Here is a 20,508-nt window from a genome sequence, read left to right as displayed (position 1 = left end):
ATTAGGTATATATCTCCATACAGCCTATGTACGTTCGCCCTGCTCGGTAACGGACAAATGCGGATTTTTTGAAAATAAAAAAAGCATTCCGGATGGAACGCTCATTATAGCCATTTAATTTTCGGTTCGGTTTTTGCGATAATTCTGCCGATATTCGTTCGATGCCGATAGAGCAAAAAGAGCAAGAATGCAGACATAACGGTTATTAATAAAATATCGTGGACAACGATTCCATATAATACTGCGGCCATGCAAGCAACCAGTGAAGATAAAGAAACATATTTCGTAAGGTAGAGTACCATAAAGAAGACGGCAATAAGAAGCAAGAACATTAACGGTGCATAGAATAACAAGATTCCCGCAGAAGTGGCTACTGCTTTTCCGCCTTTGAATCTTGCGAAAAGAGGGTAGCAATGTCCAATAACAGCCGGTATTCCAGCTAACAGGACATGCAAATCCGTATTCAGCAGCAACGGAAGGGAGGCTGCAAGTGTCCCTTTAAGAATGTCTGAAATCGTTACGATGAAACCCGCTTTTTTTCCAAGGATACGGAAGGTGTTGGTACCTCCCAAATTTCCGCTGCCATGCTCGCGGATATCAATTCCATACTTCCATTTGCCTACGATGAGCGCAAAAGGAACGGAACCAATGATATAAGATAAGACCAAAATTAAAAGTATCAAATGATTCACCTTCTGCCTGTCTTTTCTTCTTATTATATATGCAATCGCTTCCAGGTAACAGATGTTTTTTAGATTGAAATGCTGTAGTGTCTGTTTTGGTCTGGCAAGCACTGAAGCTGGAACGGGAAAAGCTGAACCTAAAAAAACCATGCCTCAATGAGCATGGTTCTTCGCTATATTTTTCCTTCGAAAGGGCAGCCACCAGTTCCATCTGCCCATCAGTCTCATTAATGAGGGGACGAGGATCATTCTGACTAGTGTGGCATCAATAAGAATGGCGAGTGCGATGGCGATACCAATTTGTTTTACAGGCATAACATCTGTAAACACGAACGATCCCGTAATGACAATCATGATGGCTGCCGCGGATGTAATGATTTTGGAGGTTGACGTTAAACCCTCCAATGTCGCTTTATCATTATCACCGGATTCCTGATAGACTTCCTGAATCCTGGAAATCAGGAAAACCTCATAATCCATACTGAGACCAAACACAATACCAAACGTAAAGACTGGGATCATCAAACCTATACTGACAGGATCCATTAAGTAACCACACTGAAAAATCCACACGAGAATTCCGAATGTCGCAGAAAGGCTAATAACATTCATTAAAATGGCTTTTAAAGGGATAAATAGCGATCGAAAGGCGATGAGAAGAACAACAAAAGTCGATAAAAGGACAATGGAAAGACCGTCTGGTGTTTTATTAATGATTTCATCAAAAATCTCCTGATTAAACTTTGTGGGTCCGCCGAGGATCAGCTCTAATCCATTCTCTTTGCCCTCCCATTTTTTCACCCATTTTTTTGCCTTTTCTGAAGTGACACCAATTGAAAGATAAGCTCTGATCACTGTCTTATCGTTTTTTACATAGCGATCTAAAACAGGCTTCAGTTTTTCACTGCCTTGTTTAGTTTTGCTGGTTGCAAGAATTTCAGCCGGTGTCAGGCTTCCTGTGTAGGAAAACAGGGAGTCAACATGTTCTACTGCTTTTTCCTTTTCAAGCCGCTTAACGAGCTTTTCGGTGTTCAATAATTGGCGGTCGGTCAATACCTTTCCGCCGGCATCAGCAACAATGGTTACAGGATATAATTCTTTCTTGCCAAACGTGTCTTCAAATCGCTCAAACATAATTCTTGATTCATAATGAGGCGGAAGAGACTCGGCTTCAGGGATAGAAAGCTTTAAATCATGGACAGGGATTAGGGCCAACATTAAGATCGCTACTGAAAATATAAGCATGATTGCAGGTCTTTTCATCACGAATGAAGCAAATTTTCTCCATCCTGAACGGCCGTTTTTTCGCCTCAGCAGCATAAAAGAATTAATTCGTTTACCGAGTACTGCCAAAACAGCAGGAAGAAATGTGAGTGCGTTAATAACAGAAATAATGACGACGACCATTCCGCCGAGTGCAACGGATCTGAAGATATCAATCTGAATCAGCAGCATCCCGGAAAGACCCAGAAACACACAAAATCCTGAAAAAGCAATGGATCTTCCTGCAGTAAGTACCGAGATGACAACTGCGTCCTCAATACTCTGACGTTCAAGTTCTTCTCTAAACCGATTAACGAGCAGGAGTGCGAAATCAATACCTAGGGCGAGCCCGATCATTGGCACTACATTAAGGATGAATATGGTTAAGCTGAACTCCTGGCCAATCAGAAAAAGAATCCCCATAGCGCAGACCACACTGACCAAGCCGATGATTATGGGCAACCCGGCTGCGATTAATCCCCCGAACGCCAGCAGCAATATGATCAGTGCCGCAGGAAGGCCGATTGCTTCCGCTCGGGCGAGATCCTTCTGGCTGGCGGTATTCATATCTTCTGCAATCACTGGTCCGCCTGTAATCCCAATCTGCATATCCTTTGTACTTTTCGTCTTTTTCCGAATCTGCTTGATTGAATCCTTTAATTCATCAAAGCTTTTATCAAAATTCACGGTAGCGTATGCTATTTTCCCTTGAATCATTTTTGGTGACCCATAGGGGGACGTTACACTTACTGCGTGATCAACAGACTGCAATTTTCTCAGAGTCTCATCTACCGTCTTCTTGTATACTGGATCATCAGGTGAGAGATTACTTGATTTAAACAGAATCATTACAGACGATTTTGGCTGGTTAAAGTCCTTCTGCATTATATTTTCAACTTTCTTGAATGAACCTTCCATCTCAAAGCCGCTGCCGCTTAATGAATCCGGAAGTTTAATGGCAAGCATGCTGAATGCTGCTGTCGCTAAAACCCAAAATACGATAATGAGCTTGCGGTATTTAAAAGCCCCTTTTCCAATCATTTGAAAGATGCCCTTGTCTCTCATTTTCTTCCTCCTATTAAGAGATACAACGATGGCTGAATATTGCCCTTTGCCGGTAAATGTGATATAGATGAAAAGATTAAATAAACAAGGTAACAGGTGACGTGGATATGATTGTGACTACAGCAGGAAAATTTGATGATAAACTGATAGAAAAGGCAGAAAAAATAAACCGAATGGTACATGGCAGGCTGGTTTCCAGAAAAAATCAATCCATATCTTCCTTACATACCCAATTTAATGACCATATATTAATGGTTGGCAAAGAAAAATTAACACTTCATCCACTGGGACAATCAGAACCGCTTTTTTTTCATCCGAATTCCTCCATGTTTAGAGTGAAACAAATACTCCGCGGTGAAACGGATCCCTTACTTTCAGCAGCAAGGCTTGAAAAGGGAATGACTATGTTGGACTGTACAGCTGGACTGGCTTCTGACGCCATTGTTTGCAGTCTGGCTGTCGGAAACAGCGGTAAGGTGGTTGGCATCGAAAAAAACCGCTATATCGCTTTTTTGGTAGAAAGCGGACTTGTCACCTGGGAAAGCGGTATTGACGAGATGGATGATGCGATGCGACGAATCGCCATTTTGAACGAAGACCACTTTTCCTATTTGAAAACCCTTCCTGATGATTCGTTCGATGTGGTTTATTTTGATCCGATGTTTGAGGAATCCATTGACTCGCCAGGGCTCAAAGGCTTAAAGGGTATGGCTGCCTATGTGCCTATAACAGAAGAAACGATAAATGAGGCCGAACGTGTGGCAAGGCAAAGGGTCGTTTTAAAGGACCATTTTAAGAGTACCAGGTTTTCGCAGTTTGGATTTACGGTTATTAAAAGGCCATCTTCTAAATTTCATTATTCGGTTATCGAATTAACTAATTAAGGAGTTTCAAATGATAACAGGATTGCTTTTACTGCTTTTAGCAGGGGCTGGGATTGCAGGTTTCATTAAAAAACATATTTTCAGAATAAAAGACCCTGACCTCGAAGATTACATGGATCAATTAAAAGCTCAGACTTGGTATCAGGAATTAGCTGACGATCCCCGGTCCTGTGGATTGATTGCTTCATTTGAGCAGAACGGCCCTCTTAAAGATGTTTATTATGTTCAGCAGCTTCTGACAAATGATGGATCCAAAGAAGGGTTCATCCGCTATATTCGTGAAAAAACCCAGTAAACAGCTCTTCTGCTTACTGGGCCTTTTTGTGTCTTTTGCACTTATCTTATTAACGGGACAGAACGTCTGTATTCATTGCCCATTCATTAATTACAAAATCCCTTGCACCTGAGGATACATAAGGATCCTGCTTTGCTAGAGCAGCAGCTTCCTCAAGATCTTTCGCTTTATAAATAACAAGGCCCCCAGTGCCGTCAGTAAATCTTCCATATGTAAAGATATTTCCCTGACCAACAAGACCTTCAAGATATTTCAAATGATCCTCTCGGTAAACGCGGCTCTTTTCTTCATCCAGTATCGGTAGACGTACAGCATAATAGTTCATGTTCGACCTCCTAAAATTCTTAATCTCTTTTATTATGTAAGGAATTCCTCAAAAAGAAAAGTCATTCACACTGCAAAATTTCAAGAAAGATTTTTCGTTTCCTCCATATGGTTAATTTATATAGCTGATTTTTAGGACATTGGAGGAGATGTATGGGTAAACACGTAACGTATCCGACCTGGAATTCACTGTACAAAAAATTTGAGAAGAGAGAAGCAGTTGGAGTGGAACCGACCGCAGGCAATTGGCCGACCTATTTCCTAAGAAGAAACAGAAGGGGAGAGTTTACGGATTTTAAAGGAGAAGTTATTGAATGGGAGATCAAAGACCCATCGGAAGTTGATTTTACAGGCAAAGAGTTAACAATCGTTAGATCAACATTAAATAAACTGACTGCCAAGCAAAAAAAAATAGCAAAATTTTATGCAGGGCTGCCGACATCCAACTGGTCAATGGTGGCAGGAAAACTGATCAGCGCTTATCAGCTTTCGCCCCCTCTTGCAGCACGTTTGCTGTCTGCGTTGCATCTGGGTATTTCTGATACGTTGTGTGTCGTCTGGCATTACAAATATCTCTGGGATGTCCCAAGGCCAATACAGCTTGATTCTTCTCTGAAAACCGTCATATGCACTCCGCGCTTCCCTTCGTATGTCTCTGGGCATGCAGCAGTAGCTGGTTGCGCAAACACAATTCTTTCTCATTTTTTTCCTCACGAAGCAGAGAAATTGCATGGTATAGCTAAAGAAGATGCGGCTTCCCGATTATTTGCAGGAGTGCATTTTCATGCCGATAATGAAGAGGGGGTTAAACTGGGTACTCAAATTGGTGAATTTGTGGTCTCCTCCTTGAACTATCAAAAAATCACGGTTGAAGTTCAGAAGAGCAACAAGCATGCGAATCTATCCACTTATTATGCCAGTCCGCTGGACGATTGCCAGCACTGTGAATCCGTTTTGGATCGCCATATTAAATAAACTCCCGATGCCGGGAGTTTTTTATTTAATTGTCAGATAACTATGTTACTATAGATAAAAAGAAAATTTGGAGGTGAAGACTGGCCATGATTGATTTAAGAAGCGATACGGTAACGAAACCCACCGAAGAAATGCGCAGGGCCATGTATGAAGCAGAAGTAGGGGATGATGTATACAGTGAAGACCCTTCCATTAATGCGTTAGAAGAAGCAGCTGCAGAAATCCTTGGAAAAGAAAATGCGCTCTTTGTTACGAGCGGGACCCAGGGGAATCAAGTAGCAATTCTGACCCATTCTGTTTCAGGCAGTGAGGTTATCATGGAAGCAGATTCTCACATTTTTATGTATGAAGCGGCGGCTGCTTCCGCCTTTGCGGGGATTCAGCCACGTCCGCTAATGGGGATAAGGGGATCGATACAGCCTGAGGACTTATTACAGGCGATCAGAAGCGAAGATATTCATCATCCTGAGACTAGCCTTGTTTGTCTGGAGAATACACACAATCGAGCTGGAGGGGCAGTTATTTCAGCAGAAGACATGGCAGCAATCTATAAAATATGCAGGACCAATAAGATTCCTGTACATCTTGATGGGGCCAGGCTTTTTAATGCAGCTGCCGCATGCAATTTATCCGTAAAGAAACTTTCATCACATTGTGATACTGTACAAATCTGTTTATCAAAGGGACTGGGTGCTCCGGCAGGTTCTATCCTGGCTGGCTCTGCTTCATTTATTCATAAAGCAAGAAAATGGAGAAAACGGCTTGGAGGCGGACTGAGGCAAGGGGGAGTCCTTGCGGCTCCAGGAATGATCGCTCTAAAGAAGATGACTCGCCGTCTTCATGATGATCATGTAAAGGCGACAAAGCTGGCGCAAAGCCTGGCGGAACAGCCAGCACTTTTTGTGGAGAACAGGGTCGATACGAACATAGTGCTCGTTAATATTGGACAAACTGGGTTTTCTACCAGCCATTTTTTACAGTTATTGAAAGAAGAAGGAGTCCTGGCTGTGGCTTTTGGACCACAAACCATACGTTTTACAACACATTATGAAATATCCATCAAAGATATCGAACAGGCTGTCGAAAAGATCTCAAAAATCGTATCAGCAAAAGTTATCCTTCACTAACGGTCAAAACAAAAAAACCAATCCCGATTTAACAAAGGGATTGGTTTTTTTGATTAGAGTTTTGGGGTGATTCTGTGCTTTGTTGCTTGTTCAAAATAGTAGGCAAACCCGATTAACTCTGGTTCTTTAAAGGCTGAAGAGGTAAAGACAATACCGATCGGCCTGCCGTTTTCATCATAGCCTGCAGGCACACTGATCGATGGGTATCCTGCTTTAGCCGAAAAACCGTATCCTGTATCTCCAGGGTAAAGCAGGGCATCCAGCTGGAATTCCTTTATCACTTTATCAATCCCCAGCTCTCTGGATTTTCGAAGATCATTTATCCGGTTTTCCAAATATTCAAATTCAGTGAGTGTACCCGATGTTTTTTCACTTTCCTCCAAAAGAACTTGTCCATGACGCAAACATTTTGCTGCATTAGCGTTATTAAAGGCAATGATATCTTTTAAAGAAGTGATGGAATCAAGCCGCGTGTGCTGCTGTAAATAATGGTTGATTCCTGATTTAAACTCATACAGAAGTACATTATAGTCCCATTCCACATGCTCTAAAGGGGTGGCAGAGTCGATGATTACGATTTCGCACCCTTGCTGTTTGATGACCTCGATTGATTCATCGAAACGCTCCTTTTCAGAAGAAGAGAGTTCTTTTGTGCAAAAATGGTAAGAAACACCGATCCTTGCACCATTAAGCGCTGTTTCCTTCAAATGTTTAGTATAATCCGTTTCAAATGCGTGAATAGATTTGTGTGTTGCTGGATCCCTGTTATCCACTCCCGTCATGCCACCGAGCAGTATTGCCGCATCGGTAACCGTTCTGGCCATCGGACCGGCCGTATCCTGGCTAGACGAGATGGGAATAATGCCGAAACGCGAGAGTAATCCTGTAGTAGGTTTAATGCCAACGATACTATTTGCCGAAGCGGGGCAAAGGATAGATCCGGAAGTTTCTGTTCCGATCGCAGCTGCTGCAAAATTTGCAGCCACAGCAGCTCCAGAGCCTGAGCTTGAACCACTGACATCAAACGATTCTGGGCCATATGGATTTAGAACCTGTCCACCACGGGAACTGAAGCCGTTTGGCATGTTTTCTGTCATGAAGTTGGCCCACTCGGTCATGTTCGTTTTTCCAAGTATGATTGCACCAGCCTCCCTAAGTTTAACTGCTATGAAAGCATCCTCGTCAGCATAGGAATCAGCAAGGGCTAGTGAACCGGCACTGGTATGCATCGCATCACCTGTGTTGATGTTGTCCTTTAGCAGAACAGGTATACCATGGAGAGGACCGCGTTTTCCTTTTTGCAGTCTTTCGGCATCCAGCGATTCTGCGATATGAAGAGCATCGGGATTGACCTCGATCACGGCATTAATATTAGATCCTCGGTGATTGTGAAGGGATATTTGTTTAAGGTAAAGACATGCAAGCTGCACAGATGTTAGTTCTTGGCGATCAATAGCATTCTGAATGTCAGCAATCGTTGTTTCTTCAAGAACAAATGTTGAATGATTGACCATGGTCATCAGAAGACCCTTCTTTCTTATTCGTTAATTGTGATCGTTATAGGAGACCATTCTCCGATAATTCCTTGCCCATGCAGCGAAGTGCTGCCTTCAGGCGACAAATCTTTTTCCGTCATGAGCCCCAGTGCAACAGTAAAGCTGTTGAATTTAAGCGGGACATTTGCTTCTTTTCGAACCTCTTTCCCGTTAACCAAAAAGACAACCTCATCTTTTCCTCTGTGATAAATAATCTTATACGTGTTAAATTCCCGTTTCTTAAAGTCGATTTCTTCTGTAAAAATGCAAAAATATTTCGTTTGTCCTGAATCTGGAACCTCGACTCCAGGGAAGGGCAATATACCATAGACACTGGCATATTTCTCATTTCCTGCGAAAAAATCAAGTGCTGCACCTGTACTGAAATCCAAAAGATTCAAGGAAACAAAGCCATCGTATAGATCATCAGGAACCGTATTTTCTGTCCTCGCACGGATGGAAATTTCAAAAGAGATAGAGCCATTGATTTGATTTGTCCATCATCGCAACTCCCATTTTTTGATAATTCAATTAAAGCAAAAAAGGAGCTGGTTAGCAAACCGAAGTCTAGTAATTGAGATTGGTAGATAAACTAGTTTTATTTTTCAGGACAAGTATATTTCTGAAAATATTGAATAATAATGGTAAAAAGAACGCGAAGGGGAAGGTGAGCGTATTATGAAAGGGTTTACTAGTCTTACATTATACAGTTGTAATGGGAAGGACTTCAGCACGGATGATAGAATTATGCTGTTTATTACAAAATTTCATTTGAAAACCAAAAGTGAAAAGTGGATGACACTCAGACGGCTGCTTAAAAAGAAGGCAAATCCGCTGGTTGCACATATATTGATCAGTTCAGAATATAGAAGGGATTTTTCGGAACTCCTTGAGGATGAAACCGTAAGAGATTTTTATCTGGACTTAAAACAGCCTCGAAAGCAAGCGATACGGGCATAAATATGCCGGGAGGAGCCCGGTCTTTCCCCCGCTGAAGAACATAATTGATGCCAATTCTCCAAAGTGTTGCTATAATAGAAGAGTACTTTTACACTAGAGGAGTTTTTAAGCATGAAATATTTTACTGTTGAAGAAGCGAATCAGCTTCTGCCAGTCATTTCACGTGAGTTAGAATCCCTTCAGCAGCTTCAGCATTCGTTTGTACAATTTTATGATGAATTAGAACGATTGCGTTTATCTGAAAATCCCCCGAATGATGATTTTTTTACCATCGAAAGCAAACTGGATTTTATGGAGATTGAAGCTCAAAGCTACATCCATAACATTCATTCTTTCGGTGCTGAACTAAAAGATATCCATTCAGGCCTTGTTGATTTTCCAGCTATTATAGGGGATAAAGAAGTGCTGCTTTGCTGGAGGCAGGGAGAACCTGCGATCACGTATTATCATGGAAAAGAAGACGGTTATATCAACCGGAAATCTTTGGAAAATTAAGTCCGGAAAATATTTTAAAATTTATTTTCTGAAAAACGCTTGTTTTATTCTCGGAAATTGTTTATGATATATCTCGTGACGGTAACCAAGCGCCTATAGTGAAATGGATATCACACGAGATTTCGGCTCTCGTATTCTGGGTTCGAATCCTGGTGGGCGCGCCATTTAAAAGTTATAAATACCACGGGGTCATACCGGTGGTTTTTTATATGCATTTCAAAAAAAAATTCAACGTTGCAGGTTGGTGATCATAATGTCAAACGAAATGCAAAAGCCATATCGGATTTTACTTTATTATAAATATGTTCCAATTGAAGAACATGAATATTTTGCCCGAAAACACTTAAAGTATTGTAAAGAATTAGGCGTTCTAGGCAGAATTATTGTTGCTCCTGAAGGGATTAATGGAACGATCTCAGGAACAGTGGAGCAGACAGAGCAATATATGAGGGATATGAAAAGCGATCCCCGTTTTGCTGACATGGTATTTAAAATTGACGAGAATGACGAGCATGCGTTCAAAAAAATGTTCGTGCGTCCTAAAAAAGAGCTTGTAACCTGGCGCCTCGATGAAGATGTCGACCCTAATGAATTAACAGGGAAACGGTTAAGCCCAAAAGAATGGATGGAAATGATTCAGAGAGATGATGTCGTGATCGTAGATGGAAGAAACGACTACGAATATGAGATCGGCCATTTCCGAAATGCCATCCGGCCAGATGTTAAGGCATCCCGTGATTTTCCAAAATGGGTGAGAGAAAACCTTCACCAATTTAAAGATAAAAAAGTCCTCACGTACTGTACTGGAGGAATTCGCTGTGAGAAATTCTCCGGCTTCCTCCTACAGGAAGGTTTTGAAGATGTTTACCAGCTTCACGGCGGTATTGTCACATACGGAAAAGACGAGGAAACGAAAGGCCGTTATTGGGACGGTAAAATGTACGTCTTTGATGAGCGGATTTCAGTACCGGTCAACCGAACAGAAGAAGATGTGGTAATCGCGAAATGCTACTATTGCGGTAAAACAGAAGATCGTTATGTTAACTGTGCAAATCCAGAATGCAATCGACAACATGTTTGCTGTGAAGAATGTGAAACGAAATATAAACGATCTTGTTCCGATGAATGCCGTGAGCATCCGAAAAACCGTTATGAGATTGAAAACGAAGTTCTAGAAACAAAAGCACAATAATTAAATCACTCAAGCAGTCAGCTTACGCTGGCTGCTTTTTTTCTTTCAAAATCTTCCACTTTCAATTTGAATGATTTTGACAGAAAATTAAACTATTTGAATGATATTGATTGTTTATGATAGTTTTTGATTGTTTTTTGAAAGGGCTTACTTTATAATGGGTTATTAAGAGGGAGGGCTGGTATGTTATTTACATTGCGGCAAGAAATTATTCTTTCACTTATGGAAAAACAAAAAGTGGTTACACTTGAAGAGCTTGTTCAGGAAACCGGTTCTTCAGAGTCAACGATCCGCAGAGATTTGGACAGACTTGAAAAAGCAAAAAAACTAAAACGCATTCATGGGGGAGCATCCAGGATAGAAGATAAATCGGAAGAGCCGTCCGTAGAAGAAAAAAATCTTAGAAACATGAAAGAAAAACGGGCGATCGCTCAATATGCCGCTTCTATAATTGAAGAACATGAATGTGTTTATCTTGATGCCGGAACGACAACGCTCCAAATGATACCTTACTTAAATCCCTCAAATCTCATTGTGGTGACAAACGGCATTCAGCAGGTTGGGCCACTAGTAGAAAAAGGAATATCTACTTATTTGGTCGGAGGGATGATTAAATCTAAAACCGGAGCCATGATCGGCAGCGGTGCCATAAAAAGTCTTGAGAATTATCGGTTTGACAAATGCTTTATCGGTATTAATGGGATTCACGAAGAATGGGGTTACACGACGCCAGACCCTGAAGAGTCCATTTTAAAGCAGAAGGTGCTGGAACTCTCACAAGAAAGTTTTGTTTTAGCAGACCCCTCGAAATTCGGAAAAAGCACGTTTTCAAAAGTAGCTTCACTGCAAGAAGCGTCCATCATCACAGTGAAAAGCAACATTCAACTGACATCTTATGAAAAGAAGACGATTGTAAAGGCGGTGGAATTTTGATCTATACAGTTACCTTAAATCCTTCCATTGATTATTTTGTTAAAGTCAATGAGTTGAATGAAGGATCCATCAACCTTGCTGACGAGCAAAACATCGTGGCTGGCGGTAAAGGAATAAACGTTTCAAAAGTTTTAAAAAACCTTGGAATCGAAAGTATTGCCACAGGCTTTATAGGCGGTTTTACAGGGGATTATATTGAACAGTCTCTTCAGAAAGATAACATAGGCACACAGTTTGTCAGAGTTCATGAACAGTCAAGAATCAATATTAAACTAAACACAGGGAAAGAAACAGAGATTAACGGGATCTCCCCGGAGATAAGCTCAGTTGATCTTTCTTTGCTGGAGAAGAATTTATTTTCCAAATTAAAGGAAGATGACTTTGTTGTACTAGCAGGCAGTCTTCCTTCTAGTTTACCTGTCAAATTTTATGGTCAACTAATAGCAGGCATCCGATCGAAAGGATCTCAAGTCCTATTGGATACCAAGGGAAATCCATTGCAGGAAGCATTAAGGCATCATCCATTTTTAATTAAACCAAACCATCATGAACTTGGAGATCTAGTTGGAGCAGCCATTGAAAATCCATCTGATGCTGTATTTTATGGCAAGCAGCTGATTCATGAAGGTGCGGAAAACGTCTTAGTTTCCATGGCGGGCCAAGGTGCTGTTTTTGTATCAAAAACAATTTCTGCGTATGCCAATGTCCCATCTGGAATCGTAAAAAACTCAGTCGGTGCAGGCGATTCCGTAGTAGCAGGTTTTTTAGCACATTACACACAGCATCAAAATCTTTTGGAGGCCTTTAAGTATGGTGTCACTGCCGGCAGTGCTTCCGCCTTTTCAGCCGGATTCTGCACAGCAGCTGAAATCGAGAGATATCTGCCTGAAGTTAAGGTAGAAGTTATAGAGGGGGATAAGAATGAAAATTACAGAATTAATCACGAAAGAGACGATAAAACTTCATCTTGAATCGAAGGAAAAAGCAGATGTGATAGATGAACTGGTTCAGATATTGGATGAAGCAGGAAAACTGAATAATAGGAAAGCTTTTAAAGAGGCTATAATGGCGAGAGAATCACAAAGCACGACAGGGATTGGAGAAGGCATCGCCATTCCGCATGCCAAAACTGCTGCAGTCCAATTTCCTGCCATCGCCTTCGGAAGAAGTGTGGATGGGCTTGATTATGATTCCCTGGACGGCCAGCCTTCCAAGCTGTTTTTTATGATTGCCGCCAGTGAAGGAGCCAACAATGAGCATCTTGAAACGTTATCCAAGCTCTCTGCATTTTTGATGGATATGAAGTTTCGTGAAGGGCTTCTTCATGCCAAGGATGAAGATGAAATCATAGCGATGATCAACGAAAAAGAAGAGGCTGAGGAAGCAGGAAAGGAAAAGGAAGCTGGACCTCTTGAAACAGAAAAAGATCGGCCATTGCTTCTTGCCGTTACTGCCTGCCCTACAGGAATTGCCCATACCTATATGGCTGCAGATTCTCTAAAAGCAAAGGCAGCAGAATTAGGTATGCTGTTAAAAGTAGAAACAAATGGCTCAAGCGGTGTAAAGAACAAATTAACCTCCACAGAAATTGAAAAGGCCACTGCCATTATTGTTGCTGCTGATAAACAAGTGGAAATGGAACGTTTCAGCGGAAAAACACTGATACAAGTACCTGTAGCACAGGCAATCAGAAATCCAGAAAGCCTGCTGAAAGATGCAGCGGCTAAAAAGGGAACCGTTTACAATCCAGGAAACAGGCCATCGGGCTCAGAAAACGAAGGGAAAACTAAACAAAAGTCTGCCTTTTACCGCCATCTTATGAATGGTGTGTCCAACATGCTTCCGTTTGTAGTCGGAGGAGGTATCCTGATTGCCATCTCCTTTATGTTTGGTATCCATTCTGCCGATCCCAAAGATCCTTCTTACAACCAGTTTGCAGCTGCACTCGATACGATCGGAGGAAAAACAGCCTTTGCATTGATGGTAGCCGTACTTGCCGGTTTCATTGCACGAAGCATTGCTGACAGTCCTGGATTCGCACCGGGAATGGTCGGAGGATTCTTGGCATCAACGGGCCAAAGCGGATTTTTAGGTGGACTAATCGCAGGATTTCTTGCAGGGTACATCGTCCTTGGGCTGAAAAGACTGCTGGCATGGCTGCCAACTTCTCTTGAAGGAATTAAGCCTGTCCTTCTCTATCCTGTTTTTGGTATTCTACTTACCGGATTGATTATGATCTTCGTCATAAACGGACCTGTACACGCATTGAATGTAGCGCTATCTGACTGGCTGCAAGGATTAGGAAAAGGGAATGCCATCCTGGTGGGCTTGCTGCTCGGAGGAATGATGGCGATTGATATGGGAGGACCAATCAACAAAGCAGCCTTTACATTTGGTATTGCTATGATTGATGCAGGTAACTTTGCTCCCCATGCTGCCATTATGGCAGGCGGTATGGTTCCGCCACTCGGATTAGCCATTGCAACCACTATTTTTAAAAACAAGTTTACAAAGCAAGAACGTGAAGCCGGAAAAACATGCTATGTTATGGGACTTTCCTTCATTACCGAGGGAGCCATTCCATTTGCTGCTGCTGATCCTGGACGAGTCATTCCTTCCATTGTGGCAGGTTCTGCAACAGCTGGAGCGTTGACTATGCTGTTTGGTATCGGTCTGCGGGCACCTCATGGAGGAGTATTTGTTATCCCGTTTGTTGAAGGCAATCCTCTTCTATATGGCCTCGCAATCTTAATTGGAGCCATCGTGACAGCGGTTCTTGTCGGGTTCTGGAAAAAACCTGTTCAGCAATAAAACCAGGTAAGCCATCCAACGCCAAATGGATGGCTTTTTCTTTTCCCGGAAGTGATGCTATGATAGAAAAGAGAGGTCTAAGAAGGAGTGTAAAAGATGGATCCCAATGAAATTGAAAACAAAATTATTCAAAATTTTAAACAAGATGAAGGCATGATGATTCTTGTATTTGCTCAATGGTGCATCAATCAAGGAATTGATCCAAAACAGCTCTATTTTCGGGCATATCCGGGCCAGACTGAGAATGAATTATTAAACCATATGCTTGAACAAACCGTCCCTAAAGAGGAAGCTGAAGAAATCCCGGATGCAACCGTCCTTGGTGTATTATCTTTGTTCGGAAACGAAGATTTGGCATTTGAAGTATCAAACGAAATCGAAAGGAGAGCAAAACATGGAGCAGATTGAACCAGGCATGAAAGTGACGGCGCTTTATAAAACGGGGAAATACATAGGTGAAGCAGAACAAATAAAAAATGGAAAGGTGCTTGTCAGTGTTCTCTCTGTATTGAAACACCCTAGACAAGGTGATCTGCATAATCCGAACCAATCGGATGTTCCGTTTTTTCATCAAAGAAAAGCACTGGCCCTGCATGAAAAGACTTGGGCTCCCATCCATACTGTAAAACCATTTGATGGAGAGATTCCCGATTATTCCTCCTCCTTAAAAGCTGCATTTGAGGAACATCTTCTTGAAGTAGTGGAAACAGACAATCAATGGGCTCAAAAATCTTTAGAAGAATTAAAGAAGCTAAAAAAAGAATACAAGCTATAGATAAAACTATGATGAAAAAATCGCAAGTGTTATAATATGATGTGATAAAACCTGACATGGTTTTTGATGACAGGTTACAGGGTAATATAAATTTAACGCTACGATAAAGGTGGATGGCATGATGAATGAGACACAGCAAAAAATTATTCAGGACCTCGGAGTAAAACCTGAAATTAACCCGCGGGAAGAAATTCAGAACCGTGTAGGATTCATGAAAGAGTATTTAAAAAAGAACGGTCTGCACGGCTTTGTTCTAGGCATCAGCGGAGGCCAGGATTCATCGCTCGCCGGGAAACTTGCACAGCTGGCAATCAACGAATTAAAAGAAGAAACCCACGATCAAAACTATCAGTTCATTGCAGTACGGCTGCCGTACGGAGTACAAAAAGATGAAGAAGATGCACAGCGAGCATTAAAATTTATCCAGCCAGATAAAACCCTTACCATCAATATTAAGGGAGCGGTCGATGCTTCTGCTCAAGCATTTCATAATGCAACCGGCGGGAAAATAACAGATTTTCTAAAAGGCAACATTAAAGCGAGAGAGCGTATGAAGGTTCAATATGATATCGCTGCAGCAAATAAATCTCTTGTTATTGGAACCGACCATGCAGCCGAGGCTATTACGGGCTTCTTTACAAAGTATGGGGACGGAGCCTGTGACCTTGTTCCGCTCACAGGCCTTAGCAAAAGGCAAGGTAAGGCTTTATTGAAAGAGCTAGGGGCAGACGAAAAACTTTATTTGAAAGTACCTACGGCAGATTTGGAAGACGACAAGCCGCTCGTACCGGATGAAACCGCTCTTGGAATTACTTATGAAGAACTGGATGATTACTTGGAAGGCAAAGAAGTATCACCTGAATCGAAAGAAAAAATTGAACACCGGTATATGATTACTGAGCACAAGCGCCGTTTGCCTGCAGCTCCTGATGATACTTGGTGGAAATAAAGTTAAACTCATTAAAAGCAGACAAAAGTCTGCTTTTTTTCATGGAAAAGATGATGTATACTTATTTTGGAATGATGTGAGAAAGGAAGCAAACTGTGAGTAAAAAAGCAAAAATTGTATTTGTAATCAGTACACTTGTTTTTGTTATTGTATTGTTTTCCTCCATACAAAGGGAAAATACCCGAAAAGAAAACTTAAAAGCAATGGGCGATTATTTCAACAAAAAGTTTGAGTTAGATGAAGATCTGAAAAGCCAATACGATAATAAATTTAAAGTTAAAGTAGGGAAAGAACGCTATATCGTCACATTGAAAAACAAAAAAGTGGTTTCAGCAAAGAAGGAGTCCTAAACACAAGAAGATTGCCAAAAAAAGGCAATCTTTTTTTGAGGAAAAAATGATTTAGAAGGTTTAAAACATTTCAAGTTTTCCATCAACTAATTTGACAGGATATGGTATTTTTCGTATAGTTAGAAAGCTGATGTACCAAAGCTTTAATCATAAAAGTCGAAAAGAAGGAGGGTGAACATGCGTTTTAAAGATTTTCACCCCAATATTAAAATCCGGATTGTTGAATCACTGCTCTCAGGATCCATAGGAGCCATGATCTATCCTTTTATGGCTATTTATTTAGCAGAAAGAGTTGGTGAATCCCTAACCGGCATATTGTTAATTATCAATATAGCGGTTGGCTTCCTCGTTGGATTTTACGGCGGTTATTACGCAGACACCATTGGTCGTAAGAAAATCATGGCCATTGCAGAGACGTTAAGATTTGCTAGTGTACTGATTATGGGAGCAGCAAATGGCCCATGGGTACATTCGGAAATGGCCGCTGCTTACATAACAATAGCCATGATGATGGTTAACAGCATCTGCTGGGGACTGGCAGGCCCTGCGGCCAGTGCGATGCTGATTGATGTGAGCACACCAGAGAACCGAAAATTCATGTATGGTATCACCTATTGGACAAATAATCTTTCAATTGCTCTTGGGGGTTTGGCAGGAGGCTACTTGTTTAAAGATTATCTTTTTGAATTGCTTGTCGGCCTATCCATTGTTTCCATGGTATCCGTTATTCTTGTCGTATTTTTTATCAAGGAAACCTATGTTCCTGTGAAGAAGACAGTAAAGAAAAGCGTACTGGCTGATATTTTATCCAGCTATAGAATCGTTTTTAAAGATACAACTTTCATTTTGTTTATCGTTGCTTATTTATTGGTCTTATCTCTTGAATTTCATTTATCAAACTATGTTTCTGTCCGCTTAAGCCAAGATATGCCTGTTCAGAAATTATTCAACTTCTCAGTAGATGGCTTCAACATGCTGGGAATCCTGAGAACAGAAAACACACTGCTTGTCGTACTTCTTGCTGTTCTGGTCAGCAAGATCACTTCGCGCTTCAAAGACAAACGTGTTTTCTTTCTGGGACTTGCTTTGTATACTGTGGGTTACTTAACCATTTCCTACAGCAATCATGGCTTGATTCTGCTTACAGTTATGGTCATCGCTACGGTTGGAGAATTGATGTTTGTTCCAATTGAACAGTCCTATCTTGCCGACATTCCTCCCGATGATCTCCGCAGTTCTTACATGGCGGTAAGCGGAATGGTATACCGGGGAGCAATGACCATTGCCGCAGTCAGCATTACACTCGGCCATTTTATCCCTCGAATGGGGATGACCTTTATATTCATGTTAATGGCTTGTACAGGAATTGCCATTTTTATTAAAGTGCTGCCGTCTCTGGAGGAAAAACGCACGAAGCAAAAACAAACAGCCTAATCAATAAACCTTCAGCCTGCAGGGCTGAAGGTTTTCTCATGCACGGTTAATAACAATGGAAAGTTTATATGTTCGTTTAACTTAACCAGAAATTGATCGAGTATTTCATTGGATGGAAACCTGCAATCCAAAAGGCAGCAGCCATCTCCGCTTATTTTGAAGTTATTCATGACAAAATCCTTTTGCGCATCCAAAAACTTGGTAAGGAATCGTTTCTTTAGGGTAGATAAACGGCCCGCTGGTGTCATATAATCGATTACGAGGTGATATCTAAATGGAAACTCAGTATGTATTGTATGGAGACCAAATTATTAAGAGAGATCAAGCTTCTATTGATATGGAAGACAGAGGCTATAATTTCGGTGACGGAATTTATGAAGTGGTTTATATTTATGGCGGAAAACCATTTTCAATGGAAGAGCATTTCAAGCGATTTGCCGAAAGTGCAGCCAAGCTTGAAATGAAGCTGCCTTACACACTCGAAACGATTATAGATCTGACAGTTAAACTGATTGAAGTCAACAAGATTCATAATGGAATAGTATACATACAGATGACAAGAGGAGCATCTCCAAGGAATCATTTATATGAGCGGGACTCAGCCTGCCTGATCACAGGCTTTGCAAGAAAAATGGATCCACCCGTCCAAGCTCAGGAGAATGGGGTAAAAACCTATCTTACAGAAGATATCCGCTGGCTGAGGTGTGACATAAAGAGCCTGAACTTGCTGGGCAACACGATGGCCAAGAGAAAAGCGGCAGACCATGGATGCCACGAAGCGCTCCAGCATCGGGAAGGAACATGTACAGAAGGGTCATCTTCTAACCTGTTTATCGTGAAAAACGGAACATTGTATACGCATCCGGCTACCAACCTGATCCTTAACGGCATTACTCGCCAGCATATTTTAACGATTGCAAACGAAGAGAATTTTGACGTCACTGAACAGGCATTTACTACGGATGACCTCCTCGAGGCAGATGAAGTTTTCATCTCAAGCACAACGATGGAGATTGCCCCTGTCATTGCAGTGACGGGAGACAAAAAAGGGACCTATCCGATTGGTCCGATTACTCGTCTTCTTCAGAAGAAACTTAAAGAAAAAATAAACCAGCCGACTGTTCTAAATTAAAGGGGTATTTGTTTTGAAAGCTATTGCGAAATATTTTATCAATGGAATTTTGACTGCACTGCCTATTATTTTGGTTTTTTATGTTCTCGTAAAGGTGTTTGATTTTCTAGACAGCATCCTTGGCGATACCTTGAAAAATTATATGAAGAATGATTATATTCCGGGAATCGGCATACTTGCGACAATTGTTCTTTTAACCATATTAGGATGGCTCTCGTCTCAATATATCAGTGGGCGGTTCATATCATTACTGGATTCGGCTTTAGAAAGGATCCCGCTCGTCAAAACTCTCTATTCTGTCATTAAAGATACTTTTCAGTCCTTACTGGGGGAGAAACGATCGTTTTCTACAGTCGTACTGGTTGAAATGCCTGAAAATGGTTTGAAAAGCATCGGCTTTATTACGACTGACAATCCAGAGGTTCTTTCAGAGGCATTTATGGGACATGTGGCGGTTTATATTCCGCAAACGTTTCAGATTGCCGGTTTTACCTTTTTGGTTCCAAGAGCCAACATTACTGTTTTGGACATTAAACCTGAAGATGCCATGAAATTTATTCTTTCGGGAGGAGTAGCGTCCAAATAAGAGAAACTTGCTTTTGTTGAACCTTCAAGAACGGTCTTCCTGCCGCCCTTGAGGGTTTATTTTTTATTTCCGCCTTCCAATCTATTGGGCATTAGAGACAGCGATCAGCCTCATCTTTCAAGATGTATAACCGCAGCTTCTCTTGTATGAGGAAAGCAAACGTGCCAGAAGAAGTCTTTTTCATTTACTGCCAGGGCTTGAAACCTCCGCCTTCATAAAACCGATTTGGGAACATTTTTGGCACAGTCAAGAGAGCCGGATCCTTACCATGGCTCTTATTATTAATGAGCAAAATTTTATTGATGATCGGGTGGTTCATAATAACAACCATGCCAAACTTGCTGGCATACGGGTCACCAGATTTAACGATCTAGCCAGCAGGATAGAAACAGGCAAACACCTAAACCGGGAGCTTTTTCATGAAAGGCTGCAACCTTGTATATTGCGAATTGCGGACCAACAGCCCAAATTGCTTGACGCCTGGAATACATTTTTTACTGATTCTCCAGTGAAGGGAGATTGGTTTAACGGTAAGGCTCTTTTCTAAAAGATTGTTGCTTTGGGGACATTACTGTAAAGGTCCTTCATTGACCAGTTGATTGGAGTGCAAGGGGCGAGACTCCTGCGCGGGTAGCGTGACAGGTAAGACCCAAAGGCGGTTGCGCCGTGGGGCTTATCGCACGCCCCGCGGTAAGCGAGCTGCCTGTAACTGAAATCAACCACACCCAATAGCTACAAAG

The 20,508-nt window shown here is 41.6% G+C and carries 23 protein-coding genes and 1 tRNA gene; 19 read left to right on the top strand and 5 right to left on the bottom strand.

Annotated features, from left to right (window positions below):
• Positions 1–104: 104 nt before the first annotated feature.
• Together plsY and P4361_RS12925 are read right to left on the bottom strand one after the other, a co-directional pair.
• Positions 105–683, bottom strand: a complete 579-nt coding sequence (gene plsY, locus P4361_RS12930) for a glycerol-3-phosphate 1-O-acyltransferase PlsY (RefSeq protein ID WP_256226860.1) — start codon at positions 681–683, stop codon at positions 105–107.
• 153 nt (positions 684–836) lie between these two features.
• Positions 837–3,011: an MMPL family transporter gene (locus tag P4361_RS12925; RefSeq protein ID WP_328089676.1), complete on the bottom strand. Its 2,175-nt coding sequence runs from the start codon at positions 3,009–3,011 to the stop codon at positions 837–839.
• Positions 3,012–3,118: 107 nt separating this feature from the next.
• Here P4361_RS12925 and P4361_RS12920 point away from each other — a divergent pair, with 107 nt between their 5' ends.
• Together P4361_RS12920 and P4361_RS12915 are read left to right on the top strand one after the other, a co-directional pair.
• Positions 3,119–3,895 carry a class I SAM-dependent methyltransferase gene (locus P4361_RS12920; RefSeq protein WP_328089675.1) on the top strand — a complete coding sequence of 259 codons (777 nt, stop codon included), beginning with the start codon at positions 3,119–3,121 and terminating at the stop codon, positions 3,893–3,895.
• A 10-nt stretch (positions 3,896–3,905) separates the two neighbouring features.
• Entirely contained in the window at positions 3,906–4,190 is a 285-nt protein-coding gene (locus P4361_RS12915) for a hypothetical protein (RefSeq protein ID WP_091005630.1), read from the top strand.
• Positions 4,191–4,239: 49 nt separating this feature from the next.
• Here P4361_RS12915 and P4361_RS12910 read toward each other — a convergent pair whose 3' ends face one another.
• Positions 4,240–4,515, bottom strand: coding sequence for a YciI family protein (locus tag P4361_RS12910; RefSeq protein WP_053354323.1), 276 nt, complete (start codon positions 4,513–4,515; stop codon positions 4,240–4,242).
• Between the two features lie 152 nt (positions 4,516–4,667).
• On the opposite strand from P4361_RS12910, the gene P4361_RS12905 reads away from it, so the two are divergent.
• Both P4361_RS12905 and ltaE read left to right on the top strand, forming a co-directional pair.
• Positions 4,668–5,489, top strand: a complete 822-nt coding sequence (locus tag P4361_RS12905) for a vanadium-dependent haloperoxidase (RefSeq protein WP_328089674.1) — start codon at positions 4,668–4,670, stop codon at positions 5,487–5,489.
• Positions 5,490–5,575: 86 nt separating this feature from the next.
• On the top strand, positions 5,576–6,616 hold the full coding sequence (gene ltaE, locus P4361_RS12900) for a low-specificity L-threonine aldolase (protein ID WP_328089673.1): 1,041 nt from the start codon (positions 5,576–5,578) through the stop codon (positions 6,614–6,616).
• Between the two features lie 53 nt (positions 6,617–6,669).
• Here the strand turns inward: ltaE and P4361_RS12895 are convergent, their stop codons facing one another.
• Together P4361_RS12895 and P4361_RS12890 are read right to left on the bottom strand one after the other, a co-directional pair.
• Positions 6,670–8,130, bottom strand: coding sequence for an amidase family protein (locus tag P4361_RS12895; RefSeq protein ID WP_425590269.1), 1,461 nt, complete (start codon positions 8,128–8,130; stop codon positions 6,670–6,672).
• Between the two features lie 23 nt (positions 8,131–8,153).
• Positions 8,154–8,627, bottom strand: a complete 474-nt coding sequence (locus P4361_RS12890; RefSeq protein ID WP_256226997.1) for a DUF6081 family protein — start codon at positions 8,625–8,627, stop codon at positions 8,154–8,156.
• A gap of 271 nt (positions 8,628–8,898) precedes the next feature.
• Here P4361_RS12890 and P4361_RS12885 point away from each other — a divergent pair, with 271 nt between their 5' ends.
• The 15 genes from P4361_RS12885 to P4361_RS12815 all read left to right on the top strand — a co-directional run bounded on the left by P4361_RS12885 (position 8,899) and on the right by P4361_RS12815 (position 20,315).
• The gene (locus P4361_RS12885) at positions 8,899–9,111 is read left to right on the top strand and encodes a hypothetical protein (RefSeq protein ID WP_053354320.1); all 213 of its coding nucleotides are present in this window, start codon (positions 8,899–8,901) and stop codon (positions 9,109–9,111) included.
• Between the two features lie 111 nt (positions 9,112–9,222).
• Entirely contained in the window at positions 9,223–9,606 is a 384-nt protein-coding gene (locus tag P4361_RS12880) for a DUF2203 domain-containing protein (RefSeq protein ID WP_053354319.1), read from the top strand.
• 89 nt (positions 9,607–9,695) lie between these two features.
• Positions 9,696–9,770: transfer RNA gene (locus tag P4361_RS12875), tRNA-Arg, on the top strand.
• A gap of 89 nt (positions 9,771–9,859) precedes the next feature.
• Positions 9,860–10,798, top strand: a complete 939-nt coding sequence (locus P4361_RS12870) for a rhodanese-related sulfurtransferase (RefSeq protein WP_328089671.1) — start codon at positions 9,860–9,862, stop codon at positions 10,796–10,798.
• Between the two features lie 183 nt (positions 10,799–10,981).
• A complete protein-coding gene (locus tag P4361_RS12865) occupies positions 10,982–11,731 on the top strand; it encodes a DeoR/GlpR family DNA-binding transcription regulator (protein ID WP_328089670.1) in 750 nt (249 codons plus the stop codon).
• Positions 11,728–12,702, top strand: a complete 975-nt coding sequence (gene pfkB, locus P4361_RS12860) for a 1-phosphofructokinase (protein ID WP_091005643.1) — start codon at positions 11,728–11,730, stop codon at positions 12,700–12,702. The genes P4361_RS12865 and pfkB overlap by 4 nt, the downstream gene beginning before the upstream one ends.
• Positions 12,653–14,542: a fructose-specific PTS transporter subunit EIIC gene (locus tag P4361_RS12855; protein WP_328089669.1), complete on the top strand. Its 1,890-nt coding sequence runs from the start codon at positions 12,653–12,655 to the stop codon at positions 14,540–14,542. The genes pfkB and P4361_RS12855 overlap by 50 nt, the downstream gene beginning before the upstream one ends.
• Before the next feature lie 96 nt (positions 14,543–14,638).
• Entirely contained in the window at positions 14,639–14,950 is a 312-nt protein-coding gene (locus P4361_RS12850; protein ID WP_053354315.1) for a hypothetical protein, read from the top strand.
• Positions 14,937–15,317, top strand: coding sequence for a sporulation phosphorelay system protein KapB (gene kapB / locus P4361_RS12845; protein WP_062232096.1), 381 nt, complete (start codon positions 14,937–14,939; stop codon positions 15,315–15,317). The genes P4361_RS12850 and kapB overlap by 14 nt, the downstream gene beginning before the upstream one ends.
• A gap of 121 nt (positions 15,318–15,438) precedes the next feature.
• Positions 15,439–16,266, top strand: a complete 828-nt coding sequence (gene nadE, locus P4361_RS12840; protein ID WP_256226998.1) for an ammonia-dependent NAD(+) synthetase — start codon at positions 15,439–15,441, stop codon at positions 16,264–16,266.
• A 95-nt stretch (positions 16,267–16,361) separates the two neighbouring features.
• A complete protein-coding gene (locus P4361_RS12835; RefSeq protein WP_053354312.1) occupies positions 16,362–16,616 on the top strand; it encodes a hypothetical protein in 255 nt (84 codons plus the stop codon).
• A gap of 177 nt (positions 16,617–16,793) precedes the next feature.
• Entirely contained in the window at positions 16,794–18,050 is a 1,257-nt protein-coding gene (locus P4361_RS12830; RefSeq protein WP_328089668.1) for an MFS transporter, read from the top strand.
• Positions 18,051–18,324: 274 nt separating this feature from the next.
• The gene (gene dat / locus P4361_RS12825) at positions 18,325–19,182 is read left to right on the top strand and encodes a D-amino-acid transaminase (RefSeq protein WP_091005652.1); all 858 of its coding nucleotides are present in this window, start codon (positions 18,325–18,327) and stop codon (positions 19,180–19,182) included.
• Positions 19,183–19,195: 13 nt separating this feature from the next.
• Positions 19,196–19,768, top strand: a complete 573-nt coding sequence (locus P4361_RS12820; protein WP_062232107.1) for a DUF502 domain-containing protein — start codon at positions 19,196–19,198, stop codon at positions 19,766–19,768.
• 142 nt (positions 19,769–19,910) lie between these two features.
• A complete protein-coding gene (locus P4361_RS12815) occupies positions 19,911–20,315 on the top strand; it encodes a DUF2515 family protein (RefSeq protein WP_328089667.1) in 405 nt (134 codons plus the stop codon).
• The last annotated feature ends 193 nt before the right edge of the window (positions 20,316–20,508 follow it).

This window comes from Fictibacillus sp. B-59209, assembly GCF_036216745.1.
GTDB lineage: Bacteria > Bacillota > Bacilli > Bacillales > Fictibacillaceae > Fictibacillus_C > Fictibacillus_C marinisediminis.
Note: the sequence above shows the minus strand (reverse complement) of the source record. Positions and strands in the feature narration are given on the sequence as shown.